At 41.8% G+C, this 22,030-nt stretch carries 19 protein-coding genes and 1 tRNA gene; 11 read left to right on the forward strand and 9 right to left on the reverse strand.

From position 1 onward, the window contains the following. Nucleotides 1-16: 16 nt before the first annotated feature. The 4 genes from ABM313_RS18445 to ABM313_RS18460 all read right to left on the reverse strand — a co-directional run bounded on the left by ABM313_RS18445 (nucleotide 17) and on the right by ABM313_RS18460 (nucleotide 4,385). On the reverse strand, nucleotides 17-1,942 hold the full coding sequence (locus ABM313_RS18445) for a pentapeptide repeat-containing protein (protein WP_434684610.1): 1,926 nt from the start codon (nucleotides 1,940-1,942) through the stop codon (nucleotides 17-19). After that, nucleotides 1,939-2,907 carry a protein phosphatase 2C domain-containing protein gene (locus ABM313_RS18450; RefSeq protein ID WP_434684611.1) on the reverse strand — a complete coding sequence of 323 codons (969 nt, stop codon included), beginning with the start codon at nucleotides 2,905-2,907 and terminating at the stop codon, nucleotides 1,939-1,941. Before ABM313_RS18450 ends, ABM313_RS18445 begins: the two co-directional genes overlap by 4 nt. 89 nt (nucleotides 2,908-2,996) lie before the next feature. After that, nucleotides 2,997-3,338 carry an MgPME-cyclase complex family protein gene (locus tag ABM313_RS18455; protein WP_094530224.1) on the reverse strand — a complete coding sequence of 114 codons (342 nt, stop codon included), beginning with the start codon at nucleotides 3,336-3,338 and terminating at the stop codon, nucleotides 2,997-2,999. A gap of 255 nt (nucleotides 3,339-3,593) precedes the next feature. Then, on the reverse strand, nucleotides 3,594-4,385 hold the full coding sequence (locus ABM313_RS18460; RefSeq protein ID WP_434684612.1) for a TIGR01548 family HAD-type hydrolase: 792 nt from the start codon (nucleotides 4,383-4,385) through the stop codon (nucleotides 3,594-3,596). Between the two features lie 60 nt (nucleotides 4,386-4,445). On the opposite strand from ABM313_RS18460, the gene ABM313_RS18465 reads away from it, so the two are divergent. Next, nucleotides 4,446-4,745, forward strand: a complete 300-nt coding sequence (locus ABM313_RS18465; protein WP_094530228.1) for a 30S ribosomal protein PSRP-3 — start codon at nucleotides 4,446-4,448, stop codon at nucleotides 4,743-4,745. Nucleotides 4,746-4,825: 80 nt separating this feature from the next. Here the strand turns inward: ABM313_RS18465 and psbC are convergent, their stop codons facing one another. Continuing rightward, entirely contained in the window at nucleotides 4,826-6,217 is a 1,392-nt protein-coding gene (gene psbC, locus ABM313_RS18470) for a photosystem II reaction center protein CP43 (protein WP_434684613.1), read from the reverse strand. Between the two features lie 217 nt (nucleotides 6,218-6,434). Further along, nucleotides 6,435-7,496: a photosystem II D2 protein (photosystem q(a) protein) gene (psbD, locus tag ABM313_RS18475; RefSeq protein ID WP_434684614.1), complete on the reverse strand. Its 1,062-nt coding sequence runs from the start codon at nucleotides 7,494-7,496 to the stop codon at nucleotides 6,435-6,437. A gap of 453 nt (nucleotides 7,497-7,949) precedes the next feature. On the opposite strand from psbD, the gene ABM313_RS18480 reads away from it, so the two are divergent. The 4 genes from ABM313_RS18480 (at nucleotide 7,950) to ABM313_RS18495 (ending at nucleotide 11,179) form a co-directional block, all read left to right on the forward strand. Next, nucleotides 7,950-8,648 (forward strand): type IV pilin-like G/H family protein, encoded by a 699-nt coding sequence (locus ABM313_RS18480; protein WP_434684615.1) that lies wholly within the window; start codon nucleotides 7,950-7,952, stop codon nucleotides 8,646-8,648. 262 nt (nucleotides 8,649-8,910) lie between these two features. Next, entirely contained in the window at nucleotides 8,911-9,828 is a 918-nt protein-coding gene (locus tag ABM313_RS18485) for a pentapeptide repeat-containing protein (protein ID WP_434684616.1), read from the forward strand. Between the two features lie 35 nt (nucleotides 9,829-9,863). Then, nucleotides 9,864-10,640, forward strand: coding sequence for a sterol desaturase family protein (locus ABM313_RS18490; RefSeq protein ID WP_434684617.1), 777 nt, complete (start codon nucleotides 9,864-9,866; stop codon nucleotides 10,638-10,640). Continuing rightward, on the forward strand, nucleotides 10,640-11,179 hold the full coding sequence (locus ABM313_RS18495) for a rhodanese-like domain-containing protein (protein ID WP_434684618.1): 540 nt from the start codon (nucleotides 10,640-10,642) through the stop codon (nucleotides 11,177-11,179). The genes ABM313_RS18490 and ABM313_RS18495 overlap by 1 nt, the downstream gene beginning before the upstream one ends. Before the next feature lie 35 nt (nucleotides 11,180-11,214). On the opposite strand, the gene ABM313_RS18500 is transcribed toward ABM313_RS18495, so the two are convergent. After that, nucleotides 11,215-11,288, reverse strand: a tRNA-Pro gene (locus tag ABM313_RS18500). A 342-nt stretch (nucleotides 11,289-11,630) separates the two neighbouring features. Between ABM313_RS18500 and gap the strand changes: the two genes are divergently transcribed. Next, nucleotides 11,631-12,656, forward strand: coding sequence for a type I glyceraldehyde-3-phosphate dehydrogenase (gene gap / locus ABM313_RS18505; RefSeq protein WP_434684619.1), 1,026 nt, complete (start codon nucleotides 11,631-11,633; stop codon nucleotides 12,654-12,656). A gap of 352 nt (nucleotides 12,657-13,008) precedes the next feature. Here gap and ABM313_RS18510 read toward each other — a convergent pair whose 3' ends face one another. Further along, on the reverse strand, nucleotides 13,009-13,578 hold the full coding sequence (locus ABM313_RS18510; protein ID WP_434683804.1) for an IS630 family transposase: 570 nt from the start codon (nucleotides 13,576-13,578) through the stop codon (nucleotides 13,009-13,011). Between the two features lie 2 nt (nucleotides 13,579-13,580). Beyond that, a complete protein-coding gene (locus tag ABM313_RS18515; protein WP_434683803.1) occupies nucleotides 13,581-14,081 on the reverse strand; it encodes a helix-turn-helix domain-containing protein in 501 nt (166 codons plus the stop codon). Nucleotides 14,082-14,237: 156 nt separating this feature from the next. Between ABM313_RS18515 and ABM313_RS18520 the strand changes: the two genes are divergently transcribed. From ABM313_RS18520 to ABM313_RS18540, 5 genes are all read left to right on the forward strand, one after another. Beyond that, the gene (locus ABM313_RS18520) at nucleotides 14,238-15,803 is read left to right on the forward strand and encodes a hypothetical protein (RefSeq protein WP_434684620.1); all 1,566 of its coding nucleotides are present in this window, start codon (nucleotides 14,238-14,240) and stop codon (nucleotides 15,801-15,803) included. 499 nt (nucleotides 15,804-16,302) lie between these two features. After that, entirely contained in the window at nucleotides 16,303-16,992 is a 690-nt protein-coding gene (locus ABM313_RS18525) for a response regulator (RefSeq protein WP_190580946.1), read from the forward strand. 120 nt (nucleotides 16,993-17,112) lie between these two features. Continuing rightward, nucleotides 17,113-18,990: a lipoxygenase family protein gene (locus tag ABM313_RS18530; protein WP_434684621.1), complete on the forward strand. Its 1,878-nt coding sequence runs from the start codon at nucleotides 17,113-17,115 to the stop codon at nucleotides 18,988-18,990. Nucleotides 18,991-19,052: 62 nt separating this feature from the next. Beyond that, on the forward strand, nucleotides 19,053-20,315 hold the full coding sequence (locus ABM313_RS18535) for a family 3 adenylate cyclase (RefSeq protein ID WP_434684622.1): 1,263 nt from the start codon (nucleotides 19,053-19,055) through the stop codon (nucleotides 20,313-20,315). Beyond that, complete coding sequence (locus ABM313_RS18540; protein WP_434684623.1) at nucleotides 20,305-22,017, forward strand: TPM domain-containing protein; 1,713 nt, start codon at nucleotides 20,305-20,307, stop codon at nucleotides 22,015-22,017. The genes ABM313_RS18535 and ABM313_RS18540 overlap by 11 nt, the downstream gene beginning before the upstream one ends. The last annotated feature ends 13 nt before the right edge of the window (nucleotides 22,018-22,030 follow it).

Below are 22,030 nucleotides of genomic sequence, written 5' to 3' on the forward strand. Positions count from 1 at the left end.
GCAAGTGCTGCCTTCATTACGGCAAACAATTAAGAGTTGATTTTGTAGATACGCCAGACTCAGCAACGTTACCAGAAGCTAAAGAGCAAAAATATGAACGAATATTAGGAGCAAGATTTAAAGCATTAGTAAAATCGGCGGATTCAACACTACCAACATTTTCAACGATCGCATTACGGAAATTCGCGCCATTAAGGTTTGTACCAGCAAACTCGACCAAAATTAGTTTTGCTGCGGTTAGGTTAGCTGCACTGAGATTTGCGTTGGAGAGGTTGGTTAAGTGAAGCTCCGCCGATCGCAAGTTGGCTGAAGATAAATCAGCATCGTCTAAGATTGCATCACTAAGATTAGCTGCACTTAAATTACTCTCACTAAGATTCGCTTTAACGAGATTAGATTTACGAAGATTGGTAAGTACTAAATTTGCACCTTTAAGATTTGCAGAACTAAGATCAGCTTCACTCAGATTAGTCTTCATTAATTCAGCCCTTTGTAAAATCGCTGATCCCAACTTTGCTTGAAATAAATTGACTCGCAATAAATTTGCCTGAGATAAATTTGCTTCGGTCAGATTAGAAAAGGCTAAATTTGCATCAACAAGACTAGAGTTACTCAAATCCGCGCCTCGGAGATCGACTTTAACGATTTTAATGCCATTCAAATTTGCGTTTTTGAAGATGACTTGGCGTAAATCGACTCGCTCTAGCACAGAACCACTGAGATTAATATTGCTAAAGTCTTGACCTTGTAAGCGATCGCCTTGAGAGCCTGTCAACTGAATATATCGAAAATCTCGCTGCCCCTCTGCATATTTCGCTTGTAAAGTTGTGGCTGTGATTGGGGTTAATTTGGGAGTTGTAACAGCGACGGGAGTAGGAGAATTAGTAGGAGTAGGAGAAGGCGGATTAGTAGGAGGGATAGTTGTGACAGGCTGAGGTGGCGATGGAGTTTTTTTAACCAGCCAGAAAATAATCCCAGCAATAGCAAATAACGCTACCCCCCAAAATAAGAACCTCTTGGACTGTGTAACTACAATTTTTACTTTTTGTAAAGGCTGTGCAGATTGTTCTTGCTGATCTTTGCCATGACAACGGCGGATCAGGCGATCGCATAGCTCACGAGTTTCATCATCAGGGATATTCGCGATCGACTGAAACACAGGTGACAAATCAGGTTCTTGAAAATCGTTTTGCCGAAAAATCAAATTTTTGTTGTCTTCGTGGAAGGTTTCCCAAAGATTGGGTTGACTGGCTAAAGCCCGAAGAGACAGGGAAATCACTTCAAAGGAAAATTCATCAAGCTGATCCCCAAAGTCCTTTGGCGATCGCATTGGTGGCTGATAGTTAGGATGCCCCACCTCAAGGGGTGGAGTCCCTCGCAATGCAGGCACATACATACCGTCATAATCCACCAGCTTTAGCTCTCCTTGATCGTCCACCATGATATTGCCATGCTGCAAATCACCGTGGGCAATACCTACCTGTTGGAGATCTTTTTGGAGTTGTTTCAGTTGGCGATCTAAACGCAGTAATACTTGCGAATCATCAATATATTCACCAATATAGCGATCGAGTTCTGAGCCTTCCACCCAATCCATTTTCAGAATCGGATACCATTCGCCTTTGACCAGAATTCCTTGGGTCAGAAATTCAAAATCAACTAAATAAGGGATTTGATGCTGGCTGAGATATTCACTGATTAACTTATAGCGTTGCTGCACATCTGACTGTGGAATGCGCGTAAAACAACGCACAGCCCAAGAGCGATTTCCCTTAGTAAGCTTGTATACCGTAGCAAAGTTGCCCGACCATAACAAAACTCGTCCTCGCGAATTTTTAGAAGTACTAGATTGCTTCAGGTCAGGATCGGCAAAGCAAAGATGTGGATTTTGCACTGCGATCGTGAAGTCAATATTTAAGGGCCAAGTTTGAATATCTGTCATGACTCACAACTTTGACTCATCGGTGCATCCTGAATTTTGAGACATAGCAAGGTTGTATCGTCGTTAGCTATTTCATGGCGATCGCGCAAATCCGTCACCCATTCTGCGAACAAATCTTGCGAGCTGATCTCGTCTAATTTTACCCAAGGATCTTGATTTGCTTCTAGTTGCTTAAAAATCCAACAGGCGATCGCATCGGTGGTCAAATAAAAGCGATCGCCATGTTTTGCATCTCCATAAATTTGTGAAATATTAATATTTGCCGCCTTAACATTGGTTCCGATTAGCTTGGGACGATTATTAAATTCATGACTTTTTTGCAAAGGAAAGCTAGTTTGCAGACAGCGATCGCGCACGATAAATAAACAAGAATCTCCCACAGCAATGGATTTCCAACTTAAATCCGCAAAAACTTCTAAGCTCACAAAAGTAGCAAAAGCACCCTCACTAGCCTTACGTTTAGCAAACCAAGACAAATCCTGATGCGCTAACCATTGTTGCCAAGACTTTTGTAATGGCGATAGCCAATTTGCAGTACAAGCATAGACTTCTTGCCAAGGTAATTGACGATTCACAAAAGTCGTTACTAACTCTCGCGCCCATTCCCGTGCAAAGGAAGACTCGGTTGCCCCATCGGACAAAGCGATCGACACCATCGGATTTCGTTTTACACAATGCCAAATGTCTTCACATTCGGCGATCATATTTCCAGCCTTTTGGACTGAAAAACTCTGAATTAACTCAAAATTAGCCTCTAGTTCTCTGTCTAAATTTTTTTGCTCAGGCTTGAGGGGCTGATTATATAAACTGCGATCGCTATATTTCTGAGCATTTAAGGATATCGCCTTAAAGCCAAAATTTGCATACCCATGGGGAGAATGCAAGCCAGAAAAATTATTAGGGCAAAAAGGTCTATACACAGTAGCTATAGCGATCGCTAATTTGATCAGCAAATTCAAGGTCACACCTTAGCACATTAACCTAATCGAAAAGCCGCCATAGGGCGGCTTTTCTTATGCAAAAAATAGAGCGTAATTTACACGCTCTATTTTGATTAGGCAAATGCTAAAGAAGCTAAAGGCTGGGGAATAGAGGCGCTAGGGGCAGTAAATTCTCCAGTCACCACAAACTCAAGTCTTAACTTCAGCCAACGCATAGTATTTGGATCAGTTGTAATGATCGCCGCCGCAGGTTGGGGAATTTGCTTTTTAATGCTTGCCATCTCAGGCGCTTCCAAAAAAGCAGGCTGCTCAATCAACCAAAAATTAATTTCCTTATTGCGAGCCTCAAAATTGCGCCGACGCTCCGATAGCGTCTCACCCAAAGGTTTCCCTTCGTCTTCGCACAAGTACTTACGGCTAGCAGCCACGAAATAGTATTGCTGGGAGTCTGACATAAATTTTTTTCTTAACAAGGTAATAGCTTGTAAAGCCAGATCTATGTTAGCTCTTATTTAATACCAAAACACAAAACGGCTAAGCCGTTTTGTGTTTTTAAAATCCTTACAGGGTCTGGTTTTTAATCCCCAAAAGTGTCGTCACACTTTTGGGGATTGATATATCTAAACTTTGCAATAAGTGCCTCAAACCAAGATCTGTACCGCCCGCAAAGAGGGCGGTACAGATCTTGGTTGGGGTTTTATATTTTGTACTTAAATACTTAGATTAAGTTGTGGTGTTAGCTCTAGAACACTGTTCAACACCATATCCGCACCATTTTCCTTGAGCAAAGCTGTATAGCGATCGCGTAAATCTTCACTGACATGTGGAGGAATTACGCCAACAGCAACATATTGATAACTAGGCTCAAAGTCTCGCGCCTTTATCACCGTCAGCATATCCGCCACAGTATCCCCCACATACACAATCACCGTTACAGTATTACCCTGCTTCATCTCAATTTGCTTAGCCGCTAATAACAGCCCTGTGGGATCAGGCTTACCTGCCGCATCCTCCATCGCTATTAGCACAGGCTCATTAATATCTAGCCGCCTTAGTACATAACCAGCCGAAGCCCGCGTTGCCCCACTAAAAAAGCCCCAACCAATTCCTGAGATCGACAACTCCTGAAAATATTTCTTAGTAGCAATCAGAGGCTCTGTCGCAATATAACCATCTGACCAGTCAGGATTACGACCCCGATAACGACTTTGGAAAAACTCAACAATCGCCTCATAGGATACTTGAATCTCTTTCCCCAGACTTTGAAAATATCGCTTAATTAGCTCCTGTGAAGCTTCCCAGTCATTATTCCAAATCCCTTCGGCTTTTAACTCGTCAATTTCTTCGGGAGTAGGACGGTAAGCAGCTTTTGTAAAATGCTCAACCGTATCAGCAAGTGCACGGCGATAGGAACCTGATACATCCCGAATCACGCCATCAATATCAAAGACAAAAATACTTTTGTTTAATAGTTTTGAATCAACTTTAGAGGTTTCAATCATGTTATAGTGCAAGATCGCTACTTTAATATGTAATTTAACTTTTCTTGGAGGTAGGTAGCATTGTCCCAGTTTATTCTAAAAATCTTATGGTTAGAGAATAATGTAGCTCTTGCCGTCGATCAAGTCGTTGGCAAAGGCTTCAGCCCTCTCACCAAGTATTTCTTTTGGCCCCGTGATGATGCTTGGGATCAACTTAAAACAGAAATGGAAAGCAAGCCTTGGATTGCCGATCAAGATCGGATTGAAATTTTAAATAAGGCAACCGAAGTAATTAATTACTGGCAGCAAGAGGGCAAAAATCGCCCTATGACAGAAGCTCAAGGTAAATTCCCTGATGTCATATTTACTGGTAGTAACTAAGCAAATAAAAAAGGGGCGCAATGCGCCCCTTTTTTATTTGAGTATTTGGTGCAGCGCACCAAATACTCAAGGGAAAGAAACTATTTATCGAGAGCAGGCATCGATAGTACAGCCTCAGTCTCACGGTCAATACCCTTTTCAAAGCCAGCAACAGCCGCGCGTGCGCGACCAGCATGCCATAGGTGACCAACCAAGAACATAAAGGACAATACGAAGTGAGAGGTAGACAACCAAGAACGAGGAGAAACAAAGTTTACCGCGTTAATTTCAGTGATAACACCACCAACTGAGTTCAAGGAACCCAAAGGAGCGTGCGTCATGTACTCAGCAGCACGACGTACTTGCCAAGGCTGAACGTCATTCTTGAGTTTGTCGATATCTAAGCCGTTAGGACCACGGAGAGGCTCCAACCAAGGACCACGGAAGTCCCAGAAACGCATGGTTTCACCACCAAAAATGATTTCGCCCGAAGGAGAACGCATCAGGTACTTACCAAGACCAGTAGGACCTTGGGAGGTTGCAATGTTTGCACCAAGCTTTTGGTCACGAACAAGGTAGGTAAATGCTTGAGATTGAGATGCTTCAGCGCCAGTAGGTCCAAAGAACTCACTAGGATAAACAGTGTTGTTAAACCACACAAAGCAAGTAGCGATAAACGCCATAAAGCTCAATGCACCAAGACTGTAAGATAGATATGCTTCACCAGACCAAACCAGAGCGCGTCTTGCCCAACCGAAAGGCTTGGTAAGGATATGCCAAATACCACCAGTAATGCAGATCAAGCCAATCCAAATATGTCCGCCAACTACGTCTTCGAGGTTGTTAACACCAACGATGTTGCCTTCACCACCAAAAGGTGAGTTGAGCAAATAGCCAAAGATAACAACGGGGTTGATCGTAGGGTTAGTGATCACACGTACATCACCTCCACCAGGAGCCCATGTATCATAAAGACCACCAAAGAACATTGCCTTGAATACGAGTAGAAGTGCACCAAAGCCTAACACAATCAGGTGATACCCGATAATGTTAGTCATCTGGTTCTTATCTTTCCAGTCATATCCAAAGAAAGAAGAATAATTTTCTAAGACTTCAGGTCCGCGCAAAGCATGGTAAATACCACCAAAGCCAAGTACAGCCGAAGAAATGAGGTGTAACACACCAACTACAAAGTATGGAAATACATCAACAACTTCACCGCCAGCACCAACACCCCAACCTTGAGTTGCAAGGTGAGGCAATAGGATAAAGCCCTGCTCATACATTGGCTTTTCAGGGACAAAGTGTGCGACTTCAAACAAAGTCATTGCACCAGCCCAGAACACAATTAAACCAGCGTGAGCAACGTGAGCGCCCAGCAGTTTACCAGAAAGGTTAATGAGTCGTGCGTTGCCAGACCACCAAGCAAAGCCCGATGAGTCTTGTGTACGCCCGCCCACTCCTAGGGAGTTTAAGTTAATGGTCGTCGTCACGAGAGGTTATCTCCAGAAAAATTTTTATAGGTTTAAAGTGCAAATAATTTTTAAGCTATCAGTTACCAGATAGTTAACTGCTAACATTCAGACGTTTGATGAGATTCATCATAATCCAAAAACTAGTAGAACCGTACTGATTTCTGATAGCTAAGTTTTGCAGTTATCCTCAAAAAATCGATTGCAGATTGCGGCAATCGATTTTTAAGATTCAAATTTATAGTGCGTTACCGCGAGGTAATACTTCTTCAGGGAAGATGAATCTTTCAGCTGGTTGGTCTTGAGGAGCCATCCAAGCACGGATACCTTCGTTCAAGAGCAAGTTCTTGGTGTAGAAGGTTTCAAATTCAGGGTCTTCTGCTGCACGAACTTCTTGTGATACGAAGTCATAGGCGCGCAAGTTCAATGCTAGACCAACAATACCTACGCTGCTGAACCATAGTCCAGTTACAGGTACGAATAGCATGAAGAAGTGCAACCAACGCTTGTTGGAGAATGCGATACCAAAGATTTGGCTCCAGAAACGGTTAGCTGTAACCATGGAGTAGGTTTCTTCAGCTTGAGTTGGGTTGAAAGCTTTGAAAGTGTTAGAGCCTTCACCATCTTCAAACAAGGTGTTTTCTACGGTTGCACCGTGAATAGCACAAAGCAATGCACCACCAAGGATGCCTGCTACACCCATCATGTGGAATGGGTTTAGCGTCCAGTTGTGGAAACCTTGTAGGAACAAGATGAAGCGGAAAATACCAGCAACACCGAAGGTAGGACCGAAGAACCAACCAGATTGTCCCAAGGGGTACATTAAAAAGACGGATACGAATACGGAGATAGGACCAGAAAAGGCGATCGCATTATAAGGACGAATACCAACTAGACGAGCAATTTCAAACTGACGAAGCATGAAGCCGATCAGTGCGAATGCACCGTGAAGCGCTAGAAATGTCCACAGACCACCGATTTGACACCAGCGGGTAAAGTCACCTTGTGCTTCAGGTCCCCAAAGCAATAGCAAAGAGTGTCCAACGCTCAAAGGTGGAGAAGATACAGCTACGGTCAAGATATTGCAACCTTCGAGGAAGCTAGAAGCTAGACCGTGGCTATACCAAGATGATACGAAGGTGATACCTGTAAACCAGCCACCAATTGATAAAAATGCGGTAGGGAATAGCAACAAGCCACTCCAACCAATAAATACAAATCTGTCGCGCTTTAGCCAGTCGTCGATGATGTCAAACCATCCTCTTTCGACTTCTTGCGACCTGCCCATTGCAATGGTCATAATCTTAAATCCTGCTGTAACTAAGAGTATTTATATGGATTTGAAATTAGCTTAACACATCTTTACGTTTGGGGTCTTACAAAATAGTTAAAAACCTCAAATTGTTTGCAAGCAAGGGTTTGAGCTTACTTTACAAAGTATATGTAATTAGCAAAAAATCTTAAAAAAGTATTAAGAAGGTTTACTTCTACCTCTTTTGAGATAGTTGCCAATAAATTAATATATTAATTAACAATAATAGCAGTGCTAAATCCAGTCATTTCAAAAATGTTGTAAGGGAGATTGATTTGACTTGATCTTCGTCCTAACAGCTAAGTATTTGTACTTATAAATTTTGCAAACATTGATAATGCAAGTAGTCAATAATCACTAAAGCTTGCGATCGCGATCGCAAGTTTTAATTCAACAACAGGGCAGTATTGGTTAAAGCTGCATTAGCAATAGGTAATTAAAATGATTGGGCAGGTCGCAACAAGACAGTCTGAAACATTACAAGAACCATTACAAACAGGTGATCTTCAGGAAGAGGTATCGTCTTTTCTTGAAAACATCAGTGAGATAGATACTGAAGCTAATTTGCTTGCTGATTTACCTCAAAAAGAAGATATATCAACAAAGTCGAAAAAATATCGACGGCTATTACGTTGGTCAATTTATGGCTTGTTAGGATTTGGAATAATTGCAATAGTAGCTCCTGCATTTCTAGGGTCATTTAGTTGTGGCACAAAAGCTAGGAGTGCAGAGGCTCGGAGTTATGTAGGAAGTATGGGTAAAGCGCAGCAAGCTTTTTGGCTAGAAAATGGAGCTTTGGGGCGATCAATCCCTGCTTTGGCAATTGGCATTAAAGAGGAGACAGATAACTACAAGTATGATTTACAAAGTTTTGAGCTTGTTGCCTATCATTACGGCGTCCCCAAGAATGACAATTTAAAAAGTTTTGTCGGAGCCGTGTTTGTAGTTCCTGAAACAAATAAAACATCTCAAGGTTTAAATCATCCAACTTCAAGCCCAAAGCCAAGCACCAAAAAAGAGCTAACTACAACCACGATTCTTTGTGAATCCCCCAAACTTGGTGTAAAGACAAAGCTACCAAAACCATTTCTAGAAAATGGCATTCCAAAATGTGCAGAGGGAACTGTCTTTATAAGATAGCTGTCTTTCTACTCTTGGAATATCTTGAAAAACTTGAGTCATATTCTAAGTCGCTATATTTATCTGCCCAAAGTTAACGTGATTTCGATACAGCCATTTGCGTCGTGCTTCGCACGACGCAAATGGCTGAAAGTGGTAAAAACCGCTTAGCGATTTTGATCACTTTCAGACTTCGTCGAACTCACATAAAGTTAGGATTACCAGCAAGTTCTCGGACTGTTAAATAATATCCACTCAAATACCCACTAAGAGAGGTTACCCCATGGATAGTTATGTGAATTATCGTTATCGTGACTTTCAGAATCACTCTTTTCAGAATGAATTTCGTAAAGATGCGGCAAATAAAGCTGACTTTACAGGTTCAAGGTTGCAAGGTTGCGATTTTCAGGGATCGGGACTAGTGGGTGCTGATTTTTCAGAAACAAAGATCAGTCGAGATCAGAAAAACTTCCAAAAGCATCTCATCCATATGTTGCTGCATATCATTGTGGGAGTTCCTTTAGGAGTCGCATCATGGTTTTTAGCGCAACTTGTAATAGTGGGTTGTGGTAGTGAGAATGGAAGTCCCTATGGATGGATGTTAAATCCTTTTGTGTGGATGTTTGCCTTTGCCACGGCGGCGGCAGTCTCTCAAAGAAGACTTTTCTCTATATACATGGGGCTAGTTGGATTAATGGTAATCGCCGCAATTAACTCTACAGCTTTAACAGTAGTTGGGATAGGTGTGATGATTGCCGCATTTGGGATGTCTCTTTTTGGGCTATATCTGGGTTACAAAAAAGGGGCGATCGCAGTGGGCATGGTCTGGATGGCGGTGGGAGTATCTTCAGCAATTTCGGCTGGCTATAGCTGGATCAAATACCAAGAAATTCATTATGCAATTTTGTTTGCGGTATTGGCGATTTTGCCTGCGGTTTTGGCGACTAGGGCTTTTAATCTCCACTTTGCAAAAGTCAAAATGTCGGCTGTGACTTCTTTTGAGGGGGCAGATTTAGAAAATGCAAGATTTGTCAACGCAGTTCTAGAAAATTGTGATTTTTTAGGCGCAAACTTAGCAGGTATTGACTGGCATGGTGCAACCTTTAAAAATTGCAAGTTCCCCAATGGTTTTTCTCCAGATACGCAGGAGGCGATCGCTAAAAATATTGAGAATCCAGAGATGACGCAGTTGGCTATATGAATACTTAACTATGAACAAAATTAGTGATTTGAATAATGCTGGAAATACCTAATGTTATTAAAGGAATATTAATCCTTATTTTTGTATTTGTACCAATTGAAAAAATATTTGCAGTACATCACAAAAAACTATTACGTGAAGGTTGGCTTACAGATATTTTTTATTATTTTTCAGGCTATTTTATTGGTCATGGCACAACTAAATTATTAATTATATTTGCTTTCTTTGGACAAGGTTCTATTCCGACCTTATCTGGCTTTGTGGCACAACAACCCCTTGTTCTTCAAGTAATCGTCGCCATATTTATTGGGGATCTTAGTTTTTATATAATTCACTATCTAATGCATACTGTGCCTTGGTTATGGAAATTTCATGCTATTCACCATAGTTCCACCCATATCGACTGGCTTGCAACTGTGCGTGTACATCCTTTTGAGCAGATTTTGACCAAGGCTTGCCAAATGATTCCACTGTACTGGATCGGTTTTTCAACTGAAGCTTTGGCGATTTATGGAATTTTTTCAAGTGCGATCGCCTTTTTTATTCATGCCAATATTAGCGTCAAATTTCCAATTTTAAAATGGATTATTGCCACGCCTGAATTTCATCATTGGCATCATGATCGCCATCCAAAACTATATGCTCAAAATTTGGCTGTACAGTTACCAATCATTGATTATATATTTGGTACTTGGCATATGCCTAACAAAGAACTACCTAAACAATATGGAACAGAATTAAATATTAGAACTAATTATTTTAATCATTTAGTTTATCCATTTAATCATCTATTTAAAAGCAAGAAAATCTAATGGATAGACAAGCATTTCAACTAACAAAAAGAAATTTTAAAGAATTTATATCTACACGTAGATATCTGATTCCTTTAGCTATAGTTGGCACAGCGTTAGTCGTTGGTCTTGGGACTTTGAGTCTGTTGGCTTATCAGCAGCAAATGAGTTTACCTGTATATTTACAAAGTTTTAGTACACCGCAAATTTCAGTCGATGCGTTGGCTAGTAGCAAGCTTAAATCTATAGTTTTAATCGATGTGCGATCGCCCGAAGAATATCAAGAGGATCACATTGGCAATAGCGATCTTGTGCCATTAGCTGAAATTGAGATTGAGTTAGGTCTTCAAAGGATTAACAAGATTGTGAAAAGCTACGAAGAGAAACAAAAAACTAGACCCACAATAGTTTTGTACTGTACTTCGGGAATGCGATCAATCAAGGCAAATAAGTACCTAAGCGATCGCGGCTATCAGGTTGTAACTTTGACAGGTGGTATCACCGCATGGCGTAAACAATTTACGCGATCGCAGGATTTGCAAGTTTTGTCAGAAAAATAAAAAAGCGCCTCATGAGGCGCTTTTTTATTTTTAAGTCGGGATGATAGGATTCGAACCTACGGCATCCTGCTCCCAAAGCAGGCGCGCTACCAAGCTGCGCTACATCCCGTTGCGAATATATATGTTACTACAGAAAGCGCGAAATACACATAATTATTTTTTTCCTTGAATTTTCAACTCAAGAATTTGCTTATGGGGCTTTGTGTTCAAAGAAATGAAGTGCAGCGCTCCACAGCACTTCATTATATAGCTGTCGCCAAGTGTAAATCCAAGAAGAGAATGGCGGCGCTTCGCGCCGCCATTCTCTTCTTGGGTTTTGATTTTGTCCTAACACAATCGACGGTAGTTATATGTATGCAAGTCTTGACATATTAATGTTTTAAGGATTGCTTCACTAAAACTTGAGGTAGCATAATCGCGAAGCACTATAAATCTGCTAGACAAGCAAAATATGGCTAAACTCAGAATTGGTATTAATGGATTTGGCAGAATTGGACGATTAGTGGTTCGTGTTGCTGCCAAACATCCCGAAATCGAGATTGTCGGAATCAACGATCTTGTTCCTTCTGATAACCTCGCTTATCTGCTTAAACATGACTCTACCCATGGTCTCTATGACGGTAAAATCTCGGCTCAACCCGAAGGCATTGAGATCGACGGTAAGTTAGTACCCTGTACAGCGATTCGCAATCCCTCGGAATTACCTTGGGGAGAACTAAAAGCAGACTATGTTGTGGAGTCTACTGGCTTATTTACTGATTATGCTGGAGCGATCGCACATATTAACGCAGGTGCCAAGCGCGTGATCATTTCTGCTCCCACAAAAGATCCCGAAAAAGTACCCACATTGTTAGTAGGTGTAAATCACACTAAGTTTGACCCTGCTACTGATGTAATTGTCTCTAATGCAAGCTGTACCACCAATTGTCTAGCACCGATCGCTAAGGTTCTCAATGATAAATTTGGTATTGCGGAAGGATTAATGACTACTGTTCACGCAATGACAGCTACGCAGCCAACAGTGGATGGTCCTAGCAAAAAGGATTGGCGTGGCGGACGAGGCGCTGGTCAAAATATCATTCCTTCTTCAACAGGTGCGGCGAAAGCTGTGGCTTTAGTTTTGCCTGAACTGAAAGGGAAGCTGACGGGAATGGCTTTGCGTGTTCCTACACCTGATGTATCGGTAGTAGATTTAACGTTTAAGACTGAACAAGCTACTAGCTATAAAGAGATCTGTGCAGCGATGAAGGCTGCCTCAGAAGGTGACCTAAAAGACATTCTCGGTTATACCGATGAGGAGGTTGTCTCGACAGATTTTAAGGGAGACTCGCGATCAAGTATTTTTGATGCGGGGGCCGGCATTGAGCTAAATCCAAACTTCTTTAAAGTTGTCTCTTGGTATGACAATGAGTGGGGTTATTCCTGCCGTGTGGTTGATTTGATGATATCAATGGCTAAAAAAGAAGGAATTCTCTAGTTACCTAACTGATATTACAAACAAAGTTTAGGCTTGGCGACCAAGCCCCTAACTGTCTAAATAATAATGTAGTAGGGGTTTGGTTTCCAAACCCACTTTCAATATCTTATTGATCTTATTGAAAGTGGGTTTTCTAAACAGAAGTTAGTATAGAGCTATAGCCACCTATTAGGACATAAAACCCAAATAGTGAGAGGTAGCGCTTTACGCTACCTCTCACTATTTGGGTTTTGATTTGTCTTACAGCACCTCGCTCGCGCTCAAACCAAGAAAATTTTTGAAAGTGTTGCAAAGCAACACTTTCAAAAATTTTCTTGTGGTTCGTTTGATTGGTAATTGCTGTAATACCAAATCACAAAAGAGAGGCAACAGATAGAGCATCCAGTATGGAATCTCTACCGACAAGAGAAGCAATTACAGATTTAGTCATTTCGGAGAGACGATTCTTGACCAAAAGCCGCAACTCATCCATATTTTTGGGTAAAGAAAATCTCAACCCTTGCTTCAAATGTAGCCAAACCCGCTCAATTGGGTTTAATTCTGGAGAATGAGCAGGCTGAAATATCAAAATGATATTGTGAGGTAATCGTAAACGCTTAGCCCGATGACAACCAGCCTGATCAACTTGCAAGATAATTATGCTGTCTGCAAATTTCTCTGATACAAGGTCTAGAAATATTTGAAAACAGTCAGTGTTGAGATGACTAAATTCATAGAAAAAGCTTTCTCCCGTCGCAGGTTCGACGATGCCGTATAACCATGTAGCCTGAAACTGCCACTGGACTTTTGCCTTGGGTTTGACCCCACGAGCCGTTATTTTACGACCACTGATGGTTTTCAAACCAATCCTTGTTTCGTCTTGACAAAAGAATCGGACTTTTCCCGTTAATCCCAACACGGTCACGGCATACCATGCCACCATGGCTAGGTTATCCGAGAGTTTTTTTTATATTCCTCGCGTTGCCCTTGGTTTTGACTGGCGCTATAGGGACGGGCTACCTTTGGTTTTGCCTTCATTCGGTAATGCACCAAGTCATGCACATTTTTATAGGTACTTTCGATTCCTAGTTTTTCCTGTAGCCATTGTCGTATCTCTCCGTAGCTATTAAATCCTTTTTCCTGTTGCAGTTGTTTGTCCAGTGCTTTTTGCGCCCAATCTGGGATTTTGGGTATTCTGCCTACTCTTGGTTTATGGCTTAGTATTCCTGCTATTCCTCCCTCTCGATATCCTCTGATCCACTCTTGCACTGTGCTACGGTTTCTCCCGATTAGTTGAGCGGCGGCTTGCACTGTGCCAGCTTGCTTGCTTTTCAGTAAGTACAATACTTGCACTCGTTCTTTATCTGAGCCTGTTTTCTGCCGCCCTAGCATCTCTTTTAGCTCTTCTTCGCTTTCACTTATTTCTAATCTATATACCCCTGCCATTTTGTTATCCTCTTTCTCCTTTTTCTCTTATATCATCTGTTGCCTCTTCTTTGTGTTTTGGTATAAGACAGGTGGCTATAGCTATCTATATATTTGGAACCCATTCTGTAGTAATAATGTCTACATAAAGTAGATTGATTTAGAAGGCTTTACCTTATGTGGAAACCCCGATCGCTTAAAACTTTAATCCACGCTTTACCGATCGCAATTTTATCCTTACTTTTGATCATCCCGTCAATTAACTCAGAGGCGATCGCCCAAGCTACTTTTGGGCGCACTGGACAAGATGGCGATCGCGGACGAGATGGACGTAGTGGTAGAGATGGACAAGACATAAAAATCGTTGGCGATGGTAAACCTGCTGCCTATGATCTCTCAGGCACAATCGGTGAAGATGCTGAGGATGGAACATCAGGGCGATCGGCTAGTAGTTGTGAACAACCCTATCGTCCTGAATATTCATTAATAGGCGCATCAGGTGGACGTGGTGGCAATGGCGGGAATGGTGGACGTGGCGGCAACGGGGGCAATGCCATCATTTTCTATACTAATATTGCTGCACTTCAACAGCTAGAAATTCGGAATGCAGGAGGGAAAGGCGGTCGAAATGGACGTAGCGCAGTTGGTGGCAAAGGCTGTGAATGCCAAGAAACATCATGGCAAGTTAAATACTGTACGCTAGAGACTGAACGCAGACCATTTAATGATGCTAAAGCTCCTTGGCAATATTATTCCAAAGAAACTCGGCTTTGTAGGCGTTCAAGTGATGGTTGGGACCTTGATTTTAATCGCTTATACTCAAAGGTTTCTGAATATCGGCAAGGTGATTGGCTCTATCGGCGCACTAATAAAGGAGTCACCCAGACAGGTTATTATTCTTGCCAAAGTGGACGTAATGGAGAGACTGGCAATAATGGACGCAATGGCGAGACAGGGAATTATGGAAAAGTTACCCTTGTACCACGTTTAGATATTCCTACGGAGATCACCAGCGATCGCACACCATTAGGAACTGCGATCGGTAAAAAAGTTGGCTTGGTCAAAAATATTTGGGTTGAAAGAAGTGGTTTATCGCGTTTGCTGCGCCCCAGTTCTGACGTTTCAGATCAATACACCTATCTAAAGGATACAGCACGCTTATTCTATCAATTTGATTGGACTGCAAAAGAAACACCAACAGCTTTAGGTGTTGATCGCGTAGAAATTGGCGCAACAGTAAATGTCCGTAATGAGAATGCTGAACTCGAATATCAATTGCCAGGGACATTGGAATATCAAGTTGTTCCTGAGAACAATCTTCAAGTGGTAAAGATTACAGGCGGATTCAATCCCGATCGCGTTAGTTCATTCCAATTACAAAAAATCTCAGGTGTTGGTACTGACAATCAACTAATCCTTAGCGATCGCGGTAATGTGCGTGAGTTGCTCAAGAATACGCAAATTGAGGTGCAATGTTTTAGCAAGCAATCAGCAACGGGTGTAGTCGCTAGCGATTATGTTAAACGGCGTACTGTTACCTTTAAAATCCCACCAAAATTGGAACCTAGTGAGGGAGCGATCGTTAATGGCAATGTTTACACTTTGCCCGTCGGGCGTTATTGTTCTCCTTGGCTGAAAGCTGATTACAACGCAGCCTATGGAATTGTGATTAATCAAACGACAAAGAGCGGCGCAAAATACAATCAAAGTATCGACATTCCTTTTGTAGTTGGGAAAAACTAATGGTTGAGCAATAGTCTGCTAAATCGCGATCAACATAATATTTGCATCTTGTTTAACGTGAGTTCGATATCGCCATTTGCGGCGTGCTTCGCACGCTGCAAATGGCGAAAAATGGTAAGAATCGCTTAGCGATTCTTACCATTTTTCGCTTTCGTCGAACTGACGTTTGTTTATCGCCATAAAATGGGCATTTCAGAACCTATAGCTGTCGCCAAGTGTATGAGGACATAAAACCCAAGAAGAGAATGGCGGCGCGAAGCGCCGCCATTCTCTTCTTGGGTTTTGCTTTTGTCCTAACACAATCGACGGCAGCTATATCATACATTCGCTAACCATTACCTGATTACTTAGTTAAGTTCCAATTATCGAGCATTAACTTCGAGGAGAACTTTGTAGATCTTTATGAAGATGTTGTTTTTTAGAGTGTTTTTGATTTTATTGCCCCTTTCTGTGAGATTCTGGTATCAATACAGACCATGCATAACTTGCACAAGTGCTTATGAGTTCGATTCGTGTTGTCCTAATTGAAGACCATGACCTAACCCGCATGGGCATGAAGATTGCTTTGCAACAGCAAGTCGATCTTGTCTTTGTTGGCGAAGCTGCTACAGGTGCGGAAGGCGTATCACTAGTAAACAGCCAACAACCTGATGTAGCGATCGTCGATTTGGGCTTGCCTGATATGGATGGCGTGGAAGTAACCCGCCAAATCAAGGCTGCGGCTACCGAGGCAGGTCGTGCCACTAAAGTTTTGATTCTGACCCTGACTGATAGCCAAGAGACAGTATTAGCTGCTTTTGCCGCAGGTGCAGATTCCTATTGCATCAAAGATATTAGTTCCGAAAATCTAGTACAAGCGCTGAAGCTAACTGCCGAGGGTAACTCATGGATTGATCCTGCGATCGCTAGCATTGTCTTGCAGCAGGTACGTCGCCGCGAGGCAACTGTAGAAATTGACGCAGCAGAGGCTGATTACAAACAAGTTTTACAGGCAACACCACTAACTGAGCGTGAGCTAGAAGTGTTATCTGAGATTGTCAATGGTAATAGCAATGCGGAAATTGCCGAGCGACTTTATATTACAGTTGGCACGGTTAAAACCCATGTGCGGAATATTTTGAATAAGCTATGCGCTGATGATCGCACCCAAGCCGCAGTACGCGCTCTCAGAGCAGGATTAGTTAAATAAATTTTTAGAGATCGCGATTAAACTAAATTTAAGCAGTTTATCTTATTATCTTAGCAAAACTTCACTTTATTTCAGGCTGACAGGTTTTATATATGGAGGTACAGATTTTTAGGTGCATCCATGATCTTCTCGCTTTTGAGTGGTGTTGCCAGAATATTAACTTTCTTCTCGGCTAAGTTAGCAGATTTAGCCAATTTAATATCAAGGCGATCGAAGTCGAGCAAATATCCCCTCCTGCCTCAGAATGATCCCGAAATTTCTCAACGTCAAGCATCACTAAATCAAGTTCGGCAGCTTTATCAATACAACTACACCTACATTGATTCTCTACCAATGGTAGAAAAGGTACCACTTAATGAGCGATTCTCTTTATCTTGGGGATTGCTCGTTGGGAAAGCAGTAGTCAAAGTTTTGTTAAATGATCGAGCGAATCCATTACTTTTAGAAGAGAGTAAGGAAATCTCCAAAGCCAAACAACTGGACTTCTCAAAACGTTTGCTAGAGGCTAGTGTTGCCCATTCTGATTCAGCACTAGTAGAGCTATTATCGGAAATACCAACAGTTTTAGAGACTGAACCAACCAACATCGAAGGCTCCAATATTAAGGAATATAACAATCTCTTTTGGATTATTTCTTTACCCGCCATCAGCCAAAATTTTACGAGTAATTCGGAATTTGCCAGACTGCGTGTCGCTGGATTCAATCCTTTGATGATTCAAAGAGTTAAGACTTTGGATGCAAGATTCCCTTTAACTGAAGCACAATTTAAGACAGTTTTAGCAGATGATTCACTTGCCGAAGCAGGATCATCTGGACGTTTATATTTAGCTGATTATGCAGAGCTAACAGCGATCGCAGGCGGGACATTCCCTAAGGGAGAGCAGAAATATATTAACGCTCCCTTAGCTCTGTTTGCGGTTCCTAAAGGCAAAAAGAGCCTTACTCCGATCGCCATTCAACTAGGACAAGACCCCAACACCAATCCCATCTTTTTACGTCAAGCTGGGGATGAACCCAACTGGCTATTAGCGAAAACCGTTGTCCAGATTGCTGACGCTAATTACCATCAATTAATTAGCCATTTGGGTAGAACCCATTTATTTATTGAGCCTTTTGCGATCGCCACTAATCGCCAACTTGCTAGCAATCATCCTTTGTATATTTTGCTGAAACCTCACTTCCAAGGCACTCTAGCAATCAATGATGCCGCCCAATCGGGATTAGTTAGTGCTGGCGGAACAGTTGATAGTCTTTTGGCAGGCAGTATTACCACATCCCGTGCTTTGTCGGTACATGGAGTCAAGACCTACAACTTTGACGAAGCCATGTTGCCTGTAGCGCTGAAGAACAGGGGAGTTGATGATCCGAACTTATTACCAGACTATCCCTATCGCGATGATGCTTTATTAGTTTGGGAAGCGATCGCTACTTGGGTGAAGAATTATCTATCCATCTATTACTTCAAAGATGATGATGTGATCAGAGATTCTGAACTGCAAGCTTGGGTACAAGAAATTATCTCTGACAATGGTGGTCGCGTGACTAGCTTTGGGCAAGGTGGACAGATTCGCACTTTTGATTATTTAGTTAGCGCTGTGACCTTGCTGATCTTTACTGCAAGCGCTCAACATGCAGCAGTAAATTTCCCTCAAAGCGACTTGATGACTTACGCTCCTGCAATACCTCTAGCGGGCTATACTCCTGCGCCAACCACAAACACAGGCGCTAATGAGGCGGATTTCTTTGCGATGTTGCCACCAATCGATCAAGCCAAGAGTCAACTGACGATGACTTATATTCTTGGTTCAGTTTATTACACAACTTTAGGCGAATATGGTGCTGATTACTTCAGCGACGATCGCATTCAGCAGCCTTTACACGATTTTCAAGATCAGTTAAAGGTGATCGAATCTACGATCAAGTCTCGCAATGAACAAAGAGTTGCAGATTATAACTATTTGAGACCATCACGGATTCCCCAAAGCATTAATATCTAAAATATCTATTGAGCCGAGCTTAGCTTGGCTCAATAGATATTCACCTAAACTGAGCAAGCCGAATGATAGAAAAACTCAGCAAAAAACGTTATTCCACCAATTTATTTGATGTTACACAAGACATCATCGGTGCGCTACCACTGAAATTGGTTGAGCAATGGCTGAGCAGTGATCAAACCTATGCAGATGCATTAAAGCTACTTGATAGTCACAAGGTAATAGGTTACAGCGTATCTTCAGACTCAGTTGGGCTGACTAAGCTATGTCAGCAAAATGGATTACTAGAGATTCTTGCTATCATCAACCAACCGAAAAAGATTGTGCATGGCTACGGAAAAGCGATCGGGGGCGAAAGTGTGGGCATTTGGGCGGCGGACAATACCCAAATGTTTTATCCAGATGACCTAAGCGCATCTACCCTTGTGTCCACACTCTTAACAATTCAAGATGCGATCGCTCAGAGTTGTCACATCAAAATTGGGCTTGGCGCTCATTATGGCAGTTTTTATTCGATTAGTGGTGGTTTATATGGCTCAGAGGCAGATGCGATCGAGGATATTGCAGAGAATCATACCTGTGGAGGTGAAATCTTAATCAGTCAAGCCATATGTGATCGCTTACCCAATCATCACAACTTCACCATTGAGAAACGCAATGATTTAGTAACGGAAATTGGCAATATTTATCGAGTCCTAGATGGCGATCGCTTGTCAGGATTGCAACCTCTCAATCAACAGTATCCGATTCCCTATTCTGAAGATTTTTATGCTGATTTATTAGAATATGAAACTCGACTCACAAGCCATACTATAGACCAAAGGTTTACCCATGATTTGATAGATAAGTATATCCAAAATAAAGTAGTAGTGCTGATCGAGAGTAGAAGTGAATCTGTGGAAACCCATGAGGTTTCGATGTTTAATCAGTTATCATTCTCGGCTTTGATGAAAGATATCGGACTGCGACTGCTAAACAAAACATCAGCCGAAGAAATCAAGGTAGTTAGCTCATTAGCAATTTATGCTTTTGATGATGCTCATGATGCAGTCAGCTTTGCCCAAACGTTCCGTCAAGAGCTAGCAAAACAAGATATTACCTGTCGAATTGGCATTGATCGAGGTGAAGTTCTAATTTTCAATTTACCGTTCGGGACTAAAGATATTGCAGGAATGCCTGTGAATGTAGCATCTAAAATGGCTCAAGACAAAGGTGAGTTTGGCAAGTTATACCTAAGTGCGGCAATGCGAGATGTGGTTGATGTAAGAGAATTTAACGAGATTAAGTACAACGTTTCTGGAGTGGAGATAACAACCTATGAAGGGTAAATTAGCTGGGATTATCTGTTTAATATTCTTGCTATGGGCATTTCTATTACCTACAGCACCTTTACACGCGATTCCCATTAGTGACATTCCCAATCCTAGAAAATTAAATGGAACTTGGGTGAGCGATGTTGCGAATATTTTAAGTGTAGAAACCGAATCTCAACTCAATCGCCGAATTTCGCAACTCGCCACTAATAATAGTTCAGAAATCGCGGTAGTGACAGTGCCAGACACCATACCATCAGCAACGGTTAAAGCCTATGCAACGGAATTATTTAATACTTGGGGCATTGGTAAACGCGATATTGATAATGGCGTATTGTTTTTGATCTCAGTAAACGATCGCAGGATTGAAATCGAAACTGGGCGAGGTGTTTCTCCATATATTAGCGATCGCCAAGTAAAGCAAATTATCGAAACTCAAATTACCCCTGAGTTTAAGCGCCAAAACTATGATCGCGGCATCATTAACGGCGTAGAGGAGATGGCGGGACGTTTAGAGAAAATCAATTTTTATCCTTTCCCTTTTATGCCCATTTACAGCAGTATCGGGCTTATTGGCATAGCGATCGCTCTGAGTGGCGTGATATTGATCGTTATCAAAATTCGAGAATGGCGACAAACATTACCTACTGTTAGTAAAGAACTCCAAAATCCTGTTGTGTTTCGGTTAAATATTCCTCAATTGACAGAATTTACTAGTTTAGGAATGTTGTTAATGGTATTTGGGCTATCTGCGATCGCCGTTAGCATCAATGCATGGGTACTATCGCAAGAAACGTTAACTAGCTTATTTATTCAGCCTATTAATCAACTTTTAGGCTCAGTGCTAATTAATGTGATAGTTGCCCTTGCCTCTCTCATTTTGTGGTTGAGTATTGAAAAATTTTGGTTGGCTCAGTTGACGGCTGTTTTCCAAACACCAATACAGCGCGATGAAACAAGTCGATTTGGTTTAGAATTATCCCGAAATTATGGTTGGATGATCGTTTGCAATGTCCCTGCTCTGGTTGTGCTATGGCTAATCACAAGTACTTCGATTTTGCTCACTATTCCTAGTCACTTGTTATTTGCGATCACTAGCTTACTTATGGCAATGGGATATCAATTTCTATGGCTGTACCTAGTCAATGATATGTACATTGATAGGAGCTTAGCTAGAGAACAGCATTTTTGTCAAAGCTGTCGAAATATTGTTCAGAGTGTAGGATCAGATGTAACTAATCAGTATTTAATCAAGCCAGAGTTAAAGGCTGTTGAGTTAGGGAATGCCACTTACACAGTATATTCATGCGATCGCTGCTATCCTCCAACTAATCAGACTGCTAAAAGCGATCGTCAGCATGTTTATTGTCAATCCCATATTTTAAATGAAGATGCAGTTTGTCCAAAATGTAACTACCCAACTTTAATAGATGCAAAACTCAAGCAATCTCGCAAGCCCAAGAAGTTTCCTAAAAAAGCTTCTAAAGACGCAATTAGCATACGTCAATGTCAAAACTGTTTTTATGAGGAACCTGTCTATCCTTTCATTCCTGCACCTGTGAGTTATTCCAGTAGTACAGACTATTACAGTTCTAGTGATAGTTCGAGTAGTAGTTCTAGTAGCTATGATTCCTATGATTATGGTAGCAGTTCTTCTTCTAGCAGTGATTTTGGAGGCGGCGGTAGCGATGGCGGAGGTGCGGGTGGAGACTGGTGATTAGCTCTTAGCG

It is taken from the genome of Pseudanabaena minima str. Chao 2107, assembly GCF_051131155.1.
Lineage (GTDB): Bacteria > Cyanobacteriota > Cyanobacteriia > Pseudanabaenales > Pseudanabaenaceae > Pseudanabaena > Pseudanabaena minima.